Source organism: Bacteroides sp. AF25-5LB, from assembly GCF_003602965.1.
GTDB lineage: Bacteria > Bacteroidota > Bacteroidia > Bacteroidales > Bacteroidaceae > Bacteroides > Bacteroides uniformis.
In genome coordinates, this window is sequence record NZ_QTMC01000012.1 from 1 (window position 1) to 17,796 (window position 17,796).

Genomic DNA, 17,796 nt, shown 5'->3' on the forward strand with positions numbered 1-17,796 from the left:
ATACAAGCTCCAATTCATACCTTGACATAGACCACTGAACGACAGGCACCGCGCTTGCGAATCACGCCGGAATCGATAAATGTCTGCAAATCCCTCGAAGCCCGGCGGGCGGTGACGTGGACAAGGCGGGAATATTCTGCACGAGTGATACAGATATTAGCCTCCAGAAAGTCCATCATGCTTTTTTCACGGGCAGCCATGTCGCCCATTGCTTTCGGTTTATCCGGAAAGAAGCGTTTATCCGCACGTTCCAACTCCATCTTACCTGCCACATAACGTTTGAATTCGATGCTGGGACGGAATTTCACCGTGGACATCTTGACCGACTCCGCACGTACTTCTTTCTTATTCATCACCGGATGGGTACACTTCAGCGTGGTGCTGAAGAAGCCAAGTCCCTCTATCTCCACCGTATAGCCCTTTGCCAGCCAGTCTCCAAGCGTAGTGGTGATAGCTTGCACAATACCCACAACCATGGCGTGGGGCATATGTTCTTCACGAAAAACCCGTTCCATGAACTCTTTACCGGAAATGGTTCCCTTGGAACAGACACGGGCATGTAGCGACTTCGGTTCCTCGCCTTCGGGGACGGGCGTTTCATAAAGGTCATAATAAGCACTCATAAAATAATTTAAATTAATGGTTTATAGAGAATTGAGGGAAACTTGCAGCAAACTTGGGGAAGAAATGTTCTCGAAATCGGCAGAAGCTGGCAGTAAAGGTACTAATTATTTTTCTTGCCACAAGGATTTTACTTTCTTTCCACTGCCGTATTCTTTTCTTTCCACAGCTGTGGAAAGAAAAGAATACGGCAGTGGAAAGATTAGCATCTAGGATAGAAAAGGATAACTCCCAATGGGTCTGTCTTTAGTTCTTGGCAGGCAAAGAAACAGAAGCCTCCAATATCGGGGAGACAGACTCCCAAACCTGAGCATCAATACTCTGCATTCCTTGCACAGAAGGATGCCCCCATTGTTTATCAATGTCGTGCAAACGAATATTCTCGATGCCATAGTGCCGGCAAATTTCATCCATGGAATCAGTTACCTCTTCGGATAATTCAGAATTGGTAATATTATAAATCCTGGCCGCAGGATAGAGCTGCTTGAGAGATGCAAGCAGATAGCAAAAGGCAGGACGGAAGCTATACAAATCGGCTTTCGTCCAGCCATCATATTGGTATGCGCCAATGGGGGCACCTGCCCAGCTGTCATTGGTACCGCCAAAAACAAGGATTATGTCGGGGGTGCCGAGGTTGTGAATACGGGTGATAAAAGAACGGTCGGAGTAATCGGCTTTCTCGTAACCGGTATGACAGACGGTGGAGCCGGAATAGGAATTGTTGCGTTCCAACTGAAAGCCGTGCTCATGGATGAAACGGTACCACCAGGTTTCCTCCACCTTTGTCACATCATTCTCTTTCTTTTCGCCGGGAACTCCATACCAGCAGAGATTGGCGGCAGGAGAGACATGACCGTAAAAAGTGGAATAGGAATCGCCAAGAATAGAAACTTTCTTTTGAGCAAACACCCCTGATATAAGGGGCAGGGAGAAAATAGCCAGAAAAAACAAGGATTTGCAGTTCATAATCAATAGATTTTTATGTCGTATGCCGCAAAGTTATAAAGTTTGTCCCGGTTTGACGGCAGGAGACCGTAGTTTTTTTGCCATAGCCCGCTTATATGAAAGTTCCTCTACCGCCGGATTTCCACAAAAAAGGAAATGCCGGATTGATAGAGGAGCAAGAGAATGAAGATGAGAAAGAGTATATTTTACTCCCGCCCTCCACCGAGGGCTTGATAGAGGTTGATGATACCTTGTATTTCATCAAAGCGGTGGGCTACCTGTGTCAGTTAGACAGAGAGTAGCCCCTGCTGGGCAGTGAGCACTTCCAGATAGGTGGAGGTGCCGTGCCGCATCAGTAACCGGGTGCTGCGGACGGTAGTTTCCAGTGAAGTTATCTGCCTTGTGCAGAGCTCCGTCTTTCCACGGGCTACCTGCACTTGGGTCAGAGCATTGTTCACTTCGCTGCCGACATTAAGCAAAACTTGCTGAAAAGCGAGCCTGGCTTCTTCCTGCTGTGCTTTGGCATCTTGAGCTGTGCCACGTTCAGCCCTTTGTTGAACAAGGGTTGTGTCAGCGAGTCGATGACAGACAGAAGAAGTTTTCCGGGATTGACAATCATGCTTCCTGCCGAGTTGGTCCAGCCAGCTGTACCGCTCAGGGTGATGGAGGGGTAGAAAGCAGAACGGGCGGCATTTCCCTTACCTGCTGCCGGAGGTCGAGCAGCGAAGCTTCCACCTGGGCGACAGTTGGCTTCGGATTGCGAAACACTCGCCTCGTTCGTCATGCCTGCAGCCATCATGGCTCGCATGGTGCGTGCACTTTCGCGCCAACTGGCGGCTGTTTCTTCGGAAATGCGGTATTGCTCGTCAAGTATCAGCAAGGTAAAGGTTGGCCACATAGCTATCAGCGAAGTGCTGACGGCTTGTTCGTACTCCAAACTTTGAAGGTAGAGCGCTTTGGAGCAGCGCATGGCACTGGTCAAATTAGCCCAAATATCGACTCTCCAACTTGCCGAGGCAATACCGGAATAGGTCCACGAACCTTTGGAATTGTCGAAACTGCTGACGCCACACTGCGGAGTGAGCATAAACGAAGACAGGTACGAAAGTTTGGCCGACATCAGCGTGGCTTCTGCCTCCCTGATGCATTGCTGGGCGGAAAGCAAGTCGGTGTTGCCTTGCAAGATTTGCTCGATGAGCGACTATAATTGCGTGTCCGTAAAAAGCTCGAGCCAGGAAAGGGAGGCGATGGAGACAGTGTCCGATGCCGCAAACAGACTCAGGCTATCCAAACTTTGCCCGTCCAAATCGTGTTCATAAAGTCCATCGGTTGTGATGTCCTCCGGGCGCTGGTATTTGGTATAGATGCCGCAACTGGTCAGTACCAAGCCGGCGACAGCTAATACTGAAAGAGATTGCCGACAAATACCGTTTTCCCGACCAGTTTTTTTTCGGACGATATTTCAAGAAACACACGAGAATGTCACCCAAGGAGTATAGAGCAAAGAGAACTGAAGCATAAGCATACATAAATCCCCCTTATCCTCTACCTCTTTAGTATTTTTTGCGTATATTTGTCAGACACTAATTTAATCAATTCAATGCCATGAGAAAACTTACACACATGCTCCTTGCAGGTACCCTCGTCCTGGCCTGCTCTTCATGCGGGGTAGAAACAACAGCCAACTATCAAGTCATCCCCCTGCCCCAGGAAGTTGCCTTGAGTCAGGAATCTCCCTTCAACCTGAATGCCGGTACCATCATCGCCTACCCCGAAAACAATGAACTTTTGAAACGTAATGCTGAGTTTCTGGCTGAATATATCAGCCAGTCCACCGGCCACACCCTCCAGACAGAAGCCCTTGCCCCGGGGAGCGAAGCGCCCAAAGGCGCCATCACATTAGGACTGGATCCGGCTATCCGCAACCGGGAAGGCTATGTGCTGACCGTCAAAGCCGACCGGGTGACCCTAAACGGCCAGACCGAGAACGGAGTGTTCTACGGTATACAAACCCTGCGTAAATCAATCCCTGCCGAAACCAAAGCCACCTCTATCCTATTGCCTGCCGGCAGCATCCAGGATGAACCCCGCTTCAGCTACCGAGGCATGCACCTCGATGTGGGCCGCCACTTCTTCCCCATTGAGTTCATCAAGAAATACATAGATTTACTGGCACTTCACAATATGAATACCTTTCACTGGCACCTCACCGAAGACCAAGGCTGGAGAATAGAAATAAAGAAATATCCCAAGCTGACGGAAATTGGCGCCTGGCGCGACCGTACCGTCATCGGCCGGAATACCGAAGAGTATGACAATACCCGATATGGCGGTTTCTATACGCAGGAACAAGCCAAGGAAATCGTAAAATATGCCGAGGAGCGCTATATCACGGTCATCCCCGAAGTAGACCTGCCCGGACACATGCTTGCCGCACTGGCCGCCTATCCCGAAATGGGATGCACCGGTGGACCGTATGAAGTGTGTCCACGTTGGGGAGTATTCGAAGATGTGCTGTGCATCGGCAACGAAAAGTCCATGCAGTTCCTCGAAGATGTCATGGCCGAAATCATTGACATATTCCCTTCCAAATACATCCACATCGGCGGTGACGAAGCTCCCCGCACCCGTTGGGAAAAGTGTCCCAAATGCCAGGCGCGTATCAGAACCGAAAAATTGAAATCCGACAAGAACCATACAGCCGAAGACCGTCTGCAGAGTTATTGCATGACACGTATCGAAAAGTTCCTCAATAGTAAAGGACGCCGGATTATCGGCTGGGATGAGATTCTGGAAGGCGACGTCGCTCCTAACGCAACTGTTATGTCATGGCGTGGCTCGGCAGGAGGAATCAAAGCGGCCCAACTGGGACACGACGTGATAATGACACCCAACGACTATTGCTACTTTGATTATTACCAAAGTGAGGATACCCGGCACGAACCATTTGCCATCGGAGGCTTTGTCCCATTGGAAAAAGTATACAGTCTGAATCCTACCGCCTCACTGACCGAAGAACAAGCCAAGCACATACTCGGCGCACAAGCCAACCTTTGGACAGAATACATCCCGACCAGCGAGCAGGTAGAGTATATGGTTCTCCCCCGTATGGCCGCCCTTGCCGAAGTACAATGGACACAACAGGAAAAGAAAGATTATACAAACTTCACTACCCGACTGGCCGGACTCATCAGCCTCTACCGGAGAGACGGGCTCAACTACCGGGAACCCTTCCGACAGCAGGCCGACTCCACTGCTACCGAGAAGAAGTAATCAGAACTGGAAATAAATAAACGGCTGTATCTCCGAACTTTTCATCTGAATGACCAGATAGATTACAGCAAGCACCAGTACCGCCTTTCCCAACAAGGGAAGGCGGATTACTGTTTTTGTGCAGGCACGTTCCCAACTGTCGGGCACAAAATGCAGAAAATATCCCAATGCCATCAATGCGAACACTTCCCAATAGCCTGCCACCAACTGCGGGAAGAGTTGCGGACGGAAAGTAGTGAATATCTGCCTCAGCATATCCATTGATGTGGAAAACTCCGCATTACGGAAGAATATCCAGCAGAAACAAACAAAATGGAAAGTAATAAGCACCCCGAAGAACCGGCGAATGCCACGGCTTTCCGCACCTTTCTTATGTCCGGTGAGCGTCATCCAGCACTTGTGGGCTGCAAGCGCAACACCGTGCGTCATCCCCCAAAGGACAAAATTCCACGAAGCTCCATGCCACAAGCCACCCAGGAACATGGTAATGATGAGATTGGCGTACTGGCGGATTTTCCCCTTCCGGTTGCCTCCCAAAGAGATATAAAGATAGTCGCGCAACCAACTGGAAAGCGAGATGTGCCACCGCCTCCAGAACTCCGTAATGGAAGCGGACTTATAGGGAGAATCGAAGTTGATATTGAAATGGAAACCCAGCAACAAGGCAATGCCAATAGCCATATCACTGTAACCGGAGAAGTCGCAATAAATCTGCAAGGCATAGCCATAGACACCCATCAGATTCTCCACCCCCGAATAAAGAGTAGGATTATCAAAGATACGCTCTACGAAGTTGACGCTGATATAGTCCGATATGACCGCTTTCTTGAAGAGTCCACTCACGATGAGGAAGATTCCACGCCCGAACATCTCCCTGGAGACAAACAGTGGACGGCGGATTTGCGGAATGAAATCACGGGCACGTACAATAGGCCCCGCCACCAACTGGGGAAAGAAGGAAACATAAAAAGCATAATCCAATAAACTGCCCAGAGGCGTTATCTGGCGACGATACACATCTATCGTATAGCTCAACGACTGAAAAGTGAAAAAAGAGATGCCCACCGGAAGGAAAATATCCATTGCCGTGAACGTTCCTCCCGTCAGCGAGGCAAAAGTTTCGCCCAGGAAATTGGTGTACTTGAAGTAACACAACAATCCCAAATTGATGAACAGACTCAACACAACCCATGCCTTACGTAGCCAGGGAATAGCCTCGCGTGCCATCAAACGTGCAATGAAAAAGTCACAGACCGTCACCAGTCCAAGCAGGAAAAAATAAGTGCCACTACTTTTATAATAGAAGTAATAGGAAAACAAGGTGACAAACAGCAAACGCGCCGTCGTCCGGCGTTGCAACAACAGATAAACCAATATAAAAGCGACAAACAGCCAGAGGAAAATACCACTGCTGAATATCATCGGGGCTTGCGGGTCATAAGTGAAGACATCGCGCAAACGGTCCAAGTCTATATTCAATCCGGATAAAAATTCTTCAATATTCCACATAATCGTTATAAGCTTTTAACAAGGCCTGGCAGAACAGCTCGCCTTGCAGGCGGTAACCGTCCGGCAAATAATGTACATGGTCCGGACGCATCAATCCGGCTTCCTGCCAGTTGAGGCAGGCACGGTGGATACCGCCAAGTATTTCGTACATGTCCCATACCGCCAATCCGTTTTCATCGGCATAGCGGCGGATGGTCTGCACGGCAACGGCAGTACGCGGATTAATCTTATAGGTCCGACGACGGCGACGCTGCCGGAAACTCTCGTAAGAGCCCGGAGGAGTGGTCATCAACATCGGTACATTCGGCAGTTTCTCGCGAAGCATGCGTACAAGGTCATCCATCTGGCGATAGTGCAACATTGTATTGTAACGGCGGTTATGGCTTTCGTTCGTCCCGAAGGAAAGAATAAGCAGGTCGGGATGTAGAGCCGCAATATCAGCAATACGGTCCGGACGGGTGAAAGTAGTACAAAATGCACCGTTGATACCTACATCGGTATAAGAGACTGCCCCGAAAGTGTCCTGCATCAACGCACCGGTGGTACGGGGGAAGATATGGCCGCGTATATGGCTGTCGCCCACATGTACGATGCGAAGCGTATCAGCGGAAGCGCCCAGCCGGGACAGACGCAACTTCTCCCAGAAAGGATTAAGAATACCCAGACTGTCGGTAAGTACATTCTCCTTCATTTGCCGGAATGCGGCGGGAAAAGTTATCAAAGGGACAGACACCGTATCCGTACGTTGGGAATAGAGGCAGAGAGTATCACAATCCGCTCCACCGGTATGACACGAAAGGCTGCCTGGCAGTATGTCTTGTGCATGGAGCGGCCGTATCGCCGCAATCAGTACCAGCACCGCGCAGCAAATCATACATCGTAAATCGTACAATCGTAAATCCTCCTTATGGCTCCTCTTCATAGTAGGCCCTCCTTCTGTCATACTGTTCCTTGCCATAAATCAAAGACTCATAAAGTAATCCCGCAAGATGCTTTCCACCACGGAAGTTGATGTGCGTATAATCATAATTGGCCAGCGACGGCTTGGCATGCACCATGTCTGCCATGCTGCCTTCCCCACCCATGGCCTCGAACATGTTCCAGAAAGCGACAGCCTCATCCGCTGCCAGATTCTGCTGATAACGAACCAGATTCTTGATGCCAGGCATGGTACGCAGCTCTCCTTCTTCGGTCTTATAGTCCCTATCGCCCACGCTGACTATGAGGATGGCTGCTTGCGGAAAGGCCTCCTTGAGATGCTGCACCGTTGTCTGCATGCCGGCAATGTACTTGTCGTAATTCCGTCCGCGCTCTGTAGCCACATTCAGTCCGTACTGCAGGATTATCAAATCGTAAGGACGCTGTTCGTTGAACTCGCGCATCATCCACACGGGAACAGAACGGAGGGAGAGGCCGGAGCTGCCACGCAGTGAGAAGTTATCCAGCACAATGCCGGAAGTACCGTCCATGGCAAGGCCATAAAACAAGGTGGAGTCCGCACTTTCCACCGTCCAACGGACAGAACCGATATTTCCCTCTACCGTCATCTCCTGCAAATCATCAATCGGCTCAAAAGTCTCAGTAGTTGCTTCGCCACGATTGACGCGGACAGAAAGGGTGGTTGTGCCACGGTTATAGAAAAAAATACTGGCACGCTGGCAGGTGTCCAGACGGGAGGCATAGTTCTTCTGCCCCCGCAGTTCCACATAAGCACCGGTATTCGGAATAAAGTAATGTCCGGAGACTCCCAGCTTGCTACGGTCAAAGAACACGGAGTCCATGACAGAATGACTCTCCCATCCGCTGAAGGAATGACGCACTGTAGGGCGGAAGCCACTGGTCATGGACGTAATGGTGACAAAACCTACTCCGCAACCGCCATATTTCTGCTGAAGCATCTCGCGTAAATCAGCCGTCAGAATATCCGCTTCGATAAAGGAGTCGCCGAAGTAGGCGATACGAACCGGACGGGGTGCTTTGGCAAGCTCGTCGAGTGCCTGATAGAACCGCGTCATGCCACGCACGGTAGAATCACTGTAATCTTCAATGCACGTCATGCCCGCACGGCAGGTGTCCACAAAGGCGGGCTTCACCTTCGGGGGCGGAGGCAGCAGGCTGTCCGGCTCACTCACCGGCTTGGAAGGACGACGCACGTCCCCCAAGATATCCACACGCCTCAGCACACGGCCACCCATCGTAATACTTGGCAACAGATGCATCAGCAACAATGCACCCCATACGATAAACGCCAACAGACCCGTATATTTCAATGAATTCTTTTCCATACCTAATGTGGACGCAAAGATATAGATATAGGTTGAAAAATCTCTCCGGACAAAAAAGAATTATCCCCGAAGAAACAAGATTTTTTCTCCGGGGATAACGGTTATAGACAGAGCAGACCCGATTAAATGGTCTGTTCGATATTCCAAACAAAAGCACGGAGTCCGAGTTGCTCGGTCTCCTTGTCCATCCGATGGAGCGCTTCGAGCAGCGGAGCCACCTTAGCCTCATCTATGATAGTGATGATGGCGGAACACATACTGGGCCAGGCATGGCTGCCATAGTGCGGTTCTCCCGTCTTACTGCCACGCCCCTGTACTTGCTGCCAATAGCTGAAGCCGCGGCAGTTGTGACGATCAAGCAATGCCATGATACGTTCAAAGAACGCTTGGTCGAATGTTATAAATACTGATTTCACGCTATATAATGTTTAGTGATTAATGTTTAATGATTAACGGATAATGATTAATCATTGTTTACGTGGTTTCGTCATCTTCTCCTTATGCAACTGGTAATAATCATTCAGCTCACGGTCTTTCTTAATCTTCTTACGTGTGCGCCGAATACCAACACCTGCAAACGAGCAATAGAGTACAGGGACAAGAATCAATGTCAGAATGGTAGATACCGTCAGACCGCCAATTACGGCAACCCCCAACGGACGCCACATCTCGGCACCTTCACCCTGCCCTACAGCCATCGGCACCATACCGAGGATAGTGGTCAGTGTAGTCATTAATACCGGACGCAAACGGCTGCGGCCTGCCGTGACTACAGAGTGAAGCACCGCTTGACCACGTTCGCGGCAAAGCGTGATGTAGTCGATGAGTACGATACCGTTCTTCACCACAATACCAATCAACATGATTCCACCCAAAAGCGACATCACATTCAAATTGGTTCCCGTAAAGAATAATGCCATCAACACACCGCTGAATGCAAATGGAATGGAAAACATGATGATGAACGGATAACTCAAAGACTCAAACTGAGCTGCCATCACAATGAATACGAGAATAACAATCAATACAGCCAGCGTTCCCAAGTCGGAGAATGAATCCTGTTGGTCCTCATACGAACCCGAAATCTGGATAGAAACACCACTTGGTAGGTCCATCTTATCAATTATAGCATTACCATTGGCCACCACATCGCCCAAAGGTGCTCCCGAAATAACCGCAGATACAGTAACAATACGCTCACGGTCTTTACGTTCGATGGTAGGAGGAGCAGAACGCTCGACTACTTTGCCGAGGTCTTTCACGCGGATACCCTCACCGGAAGGCGTATAAATAAGGATGTTCTCCAAATCTTCAATCTTTGTACGGAATTCGGGAGCGTAACGCACACGGATGTCGTACTCGTCACCATCTTCGCGATAATAAGATGCCAAAGCACCATTTACACGATTACGCAGATAGTTGGAGGCAGTAGAAAGATTCAAGCCATGCAATGCCAGCTTCTCACGGTCAAAGTCCACCTGATATTCGGGCTGATAATCCTGACGGCTGATATTCACTTCACTCACACCTTTCACCTGCAACAATTTCTCTTTCAGTTCGGCTGACACTTTGTCCGTCGCGGTGAAGTCGTAACCATAAACCTCAAAGTCGGCACTTGCCTGGGCGCTCATGCCGCCTGTGCTACCGCCCAGAATAACCTGCGCCTTGTCCAATTCGGGATACCCCTTCAAGTCCTCACGCATTTCGTCGCAAACGGTTTCCAGTGTCACGTCACGGTCTCCCGGACTCACCAGACTGATATTGAAACTAATGATATGACTACCGTTGTCCTGCATGGAAGCAAACGTATTGTCAGAGTCCGCCTGCCCCACAGTGTAGTTGCAAACTTTCATCATATCTCCGTAGCGCGTCATCCACTTGTTTGTCAGTTCCGAAGCCAACGCTTCCGCACGTTCCACACGGGCCCCGATGGGCAACTGAAGGTTGATACCGATGCGGCTATTGTCTGCTGCCGGGAAGAACTCGGTACCTATGTACTTGGCACAGAACAGACTTGCCACAAAAAATGCGGCACAGCCTGCCATAACCGTCAGACGATGGCGCACAGCCCAGTTCAACCGGTTCTGGTACCACACGTCAAGACCGTCCAACGCACGCTGAATCGGCGTATAGAGCGTAAGGAACATCTTACTCTGCTTTTTCTGCAAACGCAGAAGCTGCGCACACATCATCGGAGTGAATGACAAGGCTGAAACTGTGGAAACCGTCATAATCACACACATCATCCATCCCAACTGACGGAATAGCACACCGGACATGCCACTTACCATCGTCAATGGGAAGAATACCGCAATCATAGTCAGCGTAGATGCAATTACGGAGATGGCCACCTCGTTCGTGGCATGTATCGCTGCCTGCTTCGGTTCGGAACCCCGTTCAATATGGGTCGTTACATTCTCGAGTACCACAATGGCGTCGTCCACCACGTTACCAATAGCAATGGAGAGACAAGAGAGCGAGATGATATTCAGTGAACCGCCGTCGATGATACCCAGATAGATGAACGAGGCAACCAATGACATCGGTATGGTGATACAAATAATGACCGTGGCACGCCAACGCCCCAAAAAAACGAACACCACCAAGATAACGAACAGCATAGCGTACATAATGGTTTCCTCCAAGCTGTCTATCGTATTCAGAATGTTTTCGGAAGTATTGACAATGATCCCCAGCTTCACATCGCTCGGCAGTGACTTCTGCAACTGCGGCAACATATCAATTATCTTCTGCGAAATGGCTACAGAATTGGCACCCGATTGTTTCTGCACCACAATCATGGCGCCCTGCACACCGTTGCTATACGTCTTCTGTGCACGTTCCTCCACAGAGTCCACAACTTTTGCCACATCGCGCAGATAGACGGAAGCACCGTTATGCGTACCTACCACGATGTTCTCCATCTCTTTGGGATCCTTGAACTCACCTTCCACACGCAGCGAATAGGTATTGTTACCCACATCGAACGTACCGCCCGGCGTATTCCGGTTTTCGGCACTGATAATAGAGCTGATAGTTTCTACTGAGAGGCTGTAGGCATCCAATTTATTGGGGTCGCAATATACATTGACCTCACGTTTGGGGGCACCCGAAATAGACACCGTACCCACACCTGGCACACGCGCCAAGGGATTCGCCACGTTGTCATCCAATATTTTATAAAGAGCCGGCTGGCTCTCCTCTGCCTGCACGGAGAGCAGCAGGATAGGAATCATATCCGTACTGAACTTGAAGATGATGGGAGTTTCGACCTCATCGGGCAGCATGGAGCTCACCATGTCCAGTTTATCACGCACGTCGTTCGTCAGCACGTCTATGTCATATCCATACTCAAACTCCAGCGTAATCACGGAAATATTCTCCGACGAACGGGAAGTGATATGCTTCAGATTACTGACCGAGTTCAGCACGTTTTCCAACGGACGAGTCACGTTGTTCTCAATGTCCGAGGCACTGGCACCCTGATAGGTAGTCATCACCATAATGGTGTTGGTCTCGATATCCGGATAAAGGTCTACCGGCAATTTCGACAGAGAGAACAGACCAAATATAGCCACTGCCAGGAAGCAGAGCGAGGTCATAATCGGTTTCTTAACCGCTCCTTCGTATAAACTCATAAGATTAATTCTTTAATTTGCCAATGTGCTAATATGCTAATTGGCTGCGCAATGTAGCTACATCGGCACATTAGCATATTAGCACATTACCACATTACCATATTATTTTTCTACCTCGACTTCCACACCATCGGCTAATTTAGACTGCCCGGCAATAACAACTTGAGAGTTATTGTCTACACCGGAAATCAACTCATACTCCGTATCCATACGACGGCCAAGTTCTACCTTATTATAAGACACCTTGCCGTCCTTGTAGACATAGACATAGCGGTCGCCTGAACCGGCACGCTTCACAATGGCCAGGTCGGGAACGACCACGTGGTCCCGTATTCCGAAATTCAGCGTGGCACGGGCAAACATTCCCGGACGTACACGCTGGTCACGGTTAACAAGCTGTATCTCTACCGGGAAAGTACGGGTAGCCGGGTTGATGGTAGGATAAACAAGGCTGATTTTGCCTTCGAACTCCTCGTCACCATAGACATCCACTTTCACAGATACGGGAGCGCCCTTCTTCACTTTGGTAAAGTAGCCTTCGGATACGTTGATGTATAGTTTTACCGGAGTGATTTGCTCCACTACCAGTACCGGCTCTCCACCGCCATACATATCTCCGTTATCGTAATTACGTGCCGTCACCACTCCATTAATGGGACTGAGCAACGAGGTGTTCTCCAAGAGATTCTTATAGGAAGTCTCACGGATGTCGAGATTCATCTTGGCGGCATCCCACTCCGACTTGGAGGCACCGCCTACTTTATACAACTCGTCAATACGCTTGAACTCTATCTGCTGGTTGTCCAGCTGATATTTTATCTGCTTCAGACTGGCAGCATCCATGCTGACCAGCTTCTGGCCTTTCGACACGCGGTCGCCCACCTCCACAAAAATGCGGTCTATACGCACCGGAGAAGAGGGAGCAATATTGTTTTTCACTTCGGCTTCCACCGTAGCGGTGTATTCCTGAATCTGTTCTACGGGACGGGACGACACCTCGGCCAGTTTCACCTTCGGTTTCTCGTCCACCTTCTCAGCAGCAGCTTTATCACTACCTCCGCTACATGCCCCCAGCATGGCAACCACCAGCAGGACCATCCATTGAAAACCTTTTTTCATATCGTTGTTTTTATTTCTATTCTTCATTCTTAGTTCTTCATTCTTCGTTCCCTGCAATATAATCCTTTCCCAGTACTTGGTCAAGGTCAGCCTTCGCAACCAGATAATCATAGATGGACTGATTGTAAGTCAGTTCAGCCTCCGTAAGCTGCACTTGCGAAGTGTTCAGCTCCAACACTGTACCTTTACCTACCTCATAGCGTTTACCGGCAATCTGCACAGCTTTCTGTGCCTGCATCACATTCTCGCGGTTGCTGACAACCTGCTCTGAACTGGCAGCCATATTGTTCTGATAGCTGGTAATCTGCATGTTCAGCTTGCGCTCTGTGTCCAGACGGTTCTGCTCCAACTGACGTATCTGAATACGGTTGGACTTGAGCTTGGTGAAATTGCTTGCCTTATACAAAGGAATACTCAGCGTAAACATCAGTGCGGAACTTCCGCTCCAATTATAATCGAGGATGTTCCAATCCTCGTTGTAGAGTGACTGGTACTGGTAAGAATAGTTCATACCCAAAGTAGGCATGAAGTTGGTACGGAGTGACTTGATGTTCTGATTGAGCATCTTCCGGTTCAAGTCCAACTGCTTCATCGTCGTATTATTGTTCAGATTGGCAGCGGGCTGATTCAGTTCATTGGCAAACAGCTCCGTCTCATAGTTGCCGAGATTATCGGCAATCTCTATATCCACATCGGCCGTTACTCCCATCAGTACCTTCAACTGCAACTTGGACAACGTCACGGCATTACCCGCCGAAATCACATTCGGCTTAATGCTGCGCATCTGCACCTCGGCACTGATTTTATCGAACTCACTGACGGCACCCTGCTGATACTTGGCATTGACAATGTTGTAGTTGTCTTCTGCCAGCTTATAGCTCTTCTGCAACACATCGTAGGAGTCTTGCGTCAGCATCAGCTGATAGTAACCCTTAGTTACCTGGTTCACCAAGTCCAGCTTAGAAGCCCGTGACTTTTCCACAGCCAGTTCAATGTCTGTCTTCGTCATCGACATGGCCTTATATACGCTAGGGGCGAATATGGGCAAACTGATATTCAGCACCCCGCTTACCGTATTCGAATTGTCCATACCCATCTTGAACGACTGTCCGCCAAGATTCATCTGTGCCGCACTGATGGTATGATTCCACGTACCGTCAATGCTTGCCTGCGGAAGCAAGTTCTGCCAGGTTTCCTTGTGAGTCACTTTCTTCAAAGCAATTTCTTCCTCCGCCACCTTTATGGTAGGATTGTCGCTTAAAGCAATCTCCAAGGCACGGTCAAGGGTCAGGGTCAGGGTATCCTTTGTCTCTTGTGCGCGCACATAGCCGCCGGCATACAGCACAGCAACTGCCAACAGTAGTGCTCTGCCTACCCAAAATCTCTGCATCTTCATAAATCAAAAATAGATTATTTATTAAAACTACTCCTTCGTTTCATCCGGCTTTACCTGATTCTTGCGATATTCGCAGATAAAGTCCTCCAGGACACGGGCACCCTTCTCCGTAGAGATACCGCGCAAGAAAGTGAACATGATAGATTCGTACACTTCAAGGAAAGAATACTCATTGCAGATGTCCGAATTCATCAGCAAATCGAGCTGGTCGCGCACAAGCAGATTGATAATAGCAAAATTCACATCATCACGGAAAATGCCTTGCTTCACGCCCTCTTTGAAAAAGTTCACGGTATCTTCCGAGCTCCGGTTCCGGTTGTTCTTCATCAACTGATAAGCCTTGGGATATTTCTTGATATCCTCAAAAAACTTCTTGTTCGTGGCATGAAAACGCTCTATGCTCCACTGATAACATCTCAACAAAACTTCCAATACGTTGTTGGAAGTCTCTATGACTTCTTTCACAAAAATATCACCATCCTTCTGGGACTTCAGGATACATTCTTCCAGCAAGGTTTCCTTATCCGGAAAAACTTCGTAAAGAGTGCGCTTAGAGATACCCAAAGATGCTGCAATCTCATCCATCGTGATACTTTTTATTCCATTTGTTGTAAATAATTCTACAGCGGCCAGAATGATACGTTCCCTTAGTTCCACCCGTGATGTTGAATGCTTCGTGTGTTCGCCCATTTTTCTTCCCTTTCTAAACTAAAACTATTTTTATTCATTATCGGAATAAAACGAGACAAATATAGAAAGAAAACTCAATTCGCCAATTAAGTTTCCTTTCTTATTGTTAACAGATTAATAATTATTATGTTTCTGGCAGATTTATTGGGAAGTTCCTAATAATCAAACTTTGTCCGGTTGAGGAAAGCGACTGTCTTATGGATTTCCTTATACATCACGATGTCCTCCTTCACAAAGGGAACTTCCTTGCGGTATTCGTGCAGGAAACGCTCCAAAACGGGAGAAGTCTTTGCCGGACGGCGGAAGTCAATGCCCTGAGCGGCATTCATCAGTTCGATGGCAAGGATATGCTCCAGATTATCCATAATGCGATAAAGCTTAGTAGCTGCATTGGCACCCATGCTGACGTGGTCTTCCTGCCCGTTGGAGGAAACGATGGAGTCGCTGCTGGCGGCATAGCAGTACATTTTGTTCTGGCTCACCATAGATGCGGCGGCATATTGCGGAATCATGAAACCGGAGTTCAGACCTGGATTGGCAACAAGGAATTCCGGAAGTCCGCGCAACCCCATGATAAGCTGGGCGATGCGCCGCTCGGATATATTGCCCAGTTCTGCCAGGGCGATGCCGAGAAAGTCGTAGGAGATGGCAAGCGGCTGGCCGTGGAAGTTACCGCCCGAAATGATACGGTCCTCATCGGGGAAGATAGTGGGATTGTCAGTCACGGAATTGATTTCCGTCAGCAGAACGGAAGACACGTAACGGATGGCGTCTTTCGTTGCCCCATGCACCTGAGGGATGCAACGGAACGAATAAGGGTCTTGCACATGCTGCTTGGGACGAGCTACCAGCTCGCTGCCTTCCAATAGCTTGCGGAAGTTGGCACCCGTTTCTATCTGTCCCTTGTGTGGACGAATCTGCTGGATACAGTCCATGAAGGGATCGATACGTCCGTCGAAAGCTTCCAGGGAAAGGGCGGCAATCAAGTCGGCTTTCTTGGAGAGACGAAAGGCTTTGAGAATGGCAAAGACACCGTTGGCACTCATAAACTGGGTGCCGTTGAGTAATGCCAATCCCTCTTTACTCATCAGCTTCACCGGTTCCCAGCCGAACTCGTCGAGCACGCTGATAGCCTCGCGCTTCTTTCCTTTATAATAAACATCGCCCACACCGATAAGCGGCAGGAAGAGGTTGGCCAGAGGAGCCAGGTCGCCGGAGGCGCCCAGTGAACCACGGTCATACACAATAGGCATCACGTCGTTATTGAAAAAGTCGAGGATACGCTGCACGGTAATAACCTGCACACCGCTATGCCCCAAAGAGAGGGCATGCGCCTTGAGCAACATCATCAGCTTGATGATGACGGGACGTATCTCCTCGCCCACACTGCAAGCATGGCTCTTGATGAGATTCTCCTGCAAGGTACCCAGCTCGTCCGACGAAATGCTCTTGCTGCACAACGAGCCGAAACCGGTGGTAATGCCATACAAGGGTTCTTCCGACTCCGCAATCTTCTTGTCCAGATAATCGCGGCACTTCTGTATCCGCAGCTTGGCTTCCGGAGCCAGCTCCAGTTTCAAGTTTTCATTAATGATGCGTTCGATGAGGTCGAAGGTCAGCTCACCGGAACCTACGTAATAGACATTGTTCATACTTTCAGCTCTTGATTGATTTCGTCCAACAATTCCTTTTCTTTCGCACAAGCCAAGTGTTCCAATTCATCGGCTTCACTTTGGAGCTTGGACACAAACTCCTTGTCCTTCAACGAACCCAGGTTGATGCGTACATTCATCAGTGCGCCCAGCACAGCCGAACGGGCAGACATCATGGCTACACAAGCATCCGTAACGGCATTGCGATTGCCCATGCGGGCTATATCCATGATGACTGTCATCAACTCATACGCATTGCGTGCCACCTGCATGGGAACAAGGGCAGCAAACTTGGTAGCCTCCTGAATGGCAGCACTGCGCGCCGCTTTTTCCTCATCCGTAGCTTTCGGCATCTTGAAGCAGGCAAACACCTTGTTGTAGGCCTCAGAGTCGCGGTCTATATCTTCCACAAAAGCTCCCTTCTGCTGCAAGGCAACTCCGGAGACATGGCGCATCAGCTCTTCGTGAAGTTCATAACCTTTCTTGCCGATGGTGAGGTTGGCAACCATAGCGGCAAGAGCAGAAGCAATGGCACCGTTCAAAGCGGCAATACTACCGCCACCGGGGACGGGATCACTACCCGCCACTTTATTCAAAAATTCCTTTACTGTCAAATCAACTAACATGGTAATAAATTATTAAGGATTAAGGATTAAATATTAATGTTC

At 49.2% G+C, this 17,796-nt stretch carries 13 protein-coding genes and 2 pseudogenes; 2 read left to right on the forward strand and 13 right to left on the reverse strand.

Going from position 1 to position 17,796, the window contains the following annotated elements; all coding sequences use genetic code 11:
- Nucleotides 1-14: 14 nt before the first annotated feature.
- The 3 genes and pseudogenes from DWY57_RS13510 to DWY57_RS13525 all read right to left on the reverse strand — a co-directional run bounded on the left by DWY57_RS13510 (nucleotide 15) and on the right by DWY57_RS13525 (nucleotide 2,992).
- Nucleotides 15-623, reverse strand: coding sequence for an HU family DNA-binding protein (locus DWY57_RS13510; RefSeq protein WP_117601039.1), 609 nt, complete (start codon nucleotides 621-623; stop codon nucleotides 15-17).
- A 244-nt stretch (nucleotides 624-867) separates the two neighbouring features.
- On the reverse strand, nucleotides 868-1,587 hold the full coding sequence (locus DWY57_RS13520; protein WP_117601038.1) for an SGNH/GDSL hydrolase family protein: 720 nt from the start codon (nucleotides 1,585-1,587) through the stop codon (nucleotides 868-870).
- 185 nt (nucleotides 1,588-1,772) lie between these two features.
- Nucleotides 1,773-2,992, reverse strand: a pseudogene (locus DWY57_RS13525) (TolC family protein).
- Between DWY57_RS13525 and DWY57_RS21350 the strand changes: the two are divergent.
- Nucleotides 2,965-3,087, forward strand: a pseudogene (locus tag DWY57_RS21350) (AraC family transcriptional regulator); the annotation flags it as partial. The pseudogenes DWY57_RS13525 and DWY57_RS21350 overlap by 28 nt on opposite strands.
- Nucleotides 3,088-3,171: 84 nt before the next feature.
- Nucleotides 3,172-4,839 carry a beta-N-acetylhexosaminidase gene (locus tag DWY57_RS13535; protein ID WP_117601037.1) on the forward strand — a complete coding sequence of 556 codons (1,668 nt, stop codon included), beginning with the start codon at nucleotides 3,172-3,174 and terminating at the stop codon, nucleotides 4,837-4,839.
- Here the strand turns inward: DWY57_RS13535 and DWY57_RS13540 are convergent, their stop codons facing one another.
- The 10 genes from DWY57_RS13540 to DWY57_RS13585 form a co-directional block, all read right to left on the reverse strand.
- Nucleotides 4,840-6,348 carry an MBOAT family protein gene (locus tag DWY57_RS13540; protein WP_117601036.1) on the reverse strand — a complete coding sequence of 503 codons (1,509 nt, stop codon included), beginning with the start codon at nucleotides 6,346-6,348 and terminating at the stop codon, nucleotides 4,840-4,842. It abuts the gene before it with no gap.
- Nucleotides 6,335-7,306 (reverse strand): SGNH/GDSL hydrolase family protein, encoded by a 972-nt coding sequence (locus DWY57_RS13545; RefSeq protein ID WP_242496947.1) that lies wholly within the window; start codon nucleotides 7,304-7,306, stop codon nucleotides 6,335-6,337. Before DWY57_RS13545 ends, DWY57_RS13540 begins: the two co-directional genes overlap by 14 nt.
- Entirely contained in the window at nucleotides 7,254-8,633 is a 1,380-nt protein-coding gene (locus DWY57_RS13550) for an SGNH/GDSL hydrolase family protein (RefSeq protein ID WP_117601034.1), read from the reverse strand. Before DWY57_RS13550 ends, DWY57_RS13545 begins: the two co-directional genes overlap by 53 nt.
- Nucleotides 8,634-8,755: 122 nt before the next feature.
- Nucleotides 8,756-9,049, reverse strand: a complete 294-nt coding sequence (locus tag DWY57_RS13555) for a PG0541 family transporter-associated protein (protein ID WP_005825638.1) — start codon at nucleotides 9,047-9,049, stop codon at nucleotides 8,756-8,758.
- 51 nt (nucleotides 9,050-9,100) lie between these two features.
- Complete coding sequence (locus DWY57_RS13560; RefSeq protein WP_119961931.1) at nucleotides 9,101-12,271, reverse strand: efflux RND transporter permease subunit; 3,171 nt, start codon at nucleotides 12,269-12,271, stop codon at nucleotides 9,101-9,103.
- 102 nt (nucleotides 12,272-12,373) lie between these two features.
- Complete coding sequence (locus DWY57_RS13565; RefSeq protein ID WP_117601041.1) at nucleotides 12,374-13,390, reverse strand: efflux RND transporter periplasmic adaptor subunit; 1,017 nt, start codon at nucleotides 13,388-13,390, stop codon at nucleotides 12,374-12,376.
- Between the two features lie 37 nt (nucleotides 13,391-13,427).
- On the reverse strand, nucleotides 13,428-14,786 hold the full coding sequence (locus DWY57_RS13570; RefSeq protein WP_117601032.1) for a TolC family protein: 1,359 nt from the start codon (nucleotides 14,784-14,786) through the stop codon (nucleotides 13,428-13,430).
- A 27-nt stretch (nucleotides 14,787-14,813) separates the two neighbouring features.
- Nucleotides 14,814-15,476, reverse strand: coding sequence for a TetR/AcrR family transcriptional regulator (locus tag DWY57_RS13575; RefSeq protein WP_117601031.1), 663 nt, complete (start codon nucleotides 15,474-15,476; stop codon nucleotides 14,814-14,816).
- A 155-nt stretch (nucleotides 15,477-15,631) separates the two neighbouring features.
- On the reverse strand, nucleotides 15,632-17,128 hold the full coding sequence (gene hutH, locus DWY57_RS13580) for a histidine ammonia-lyase (protein ID WP_117601030.1): 1,497 nt from the start codon (nucleotides 17,126-17,128) through the stop codon (nucleotides 15,632-15,634).
- Nucleotides 17,125-17,754: a cyclodeaminase/cyclohydrolase family protein gene (locus DWY57_RS13585; RefSeq protein ID WP_117601029.1), complete on the reverse strand. Its 630-nt coding sequence runs from the start codon at nucleotides 17,752-17,754 to the stop codon at nucleotides 17,125-17,127. The genes hutH and DWY57_RS13585 overlap by 4 nt, the downstream gene beginning before the upstream one ends.
- Nucleotides 17,755-17,796 lie beyond the last annotated feature (42 nt).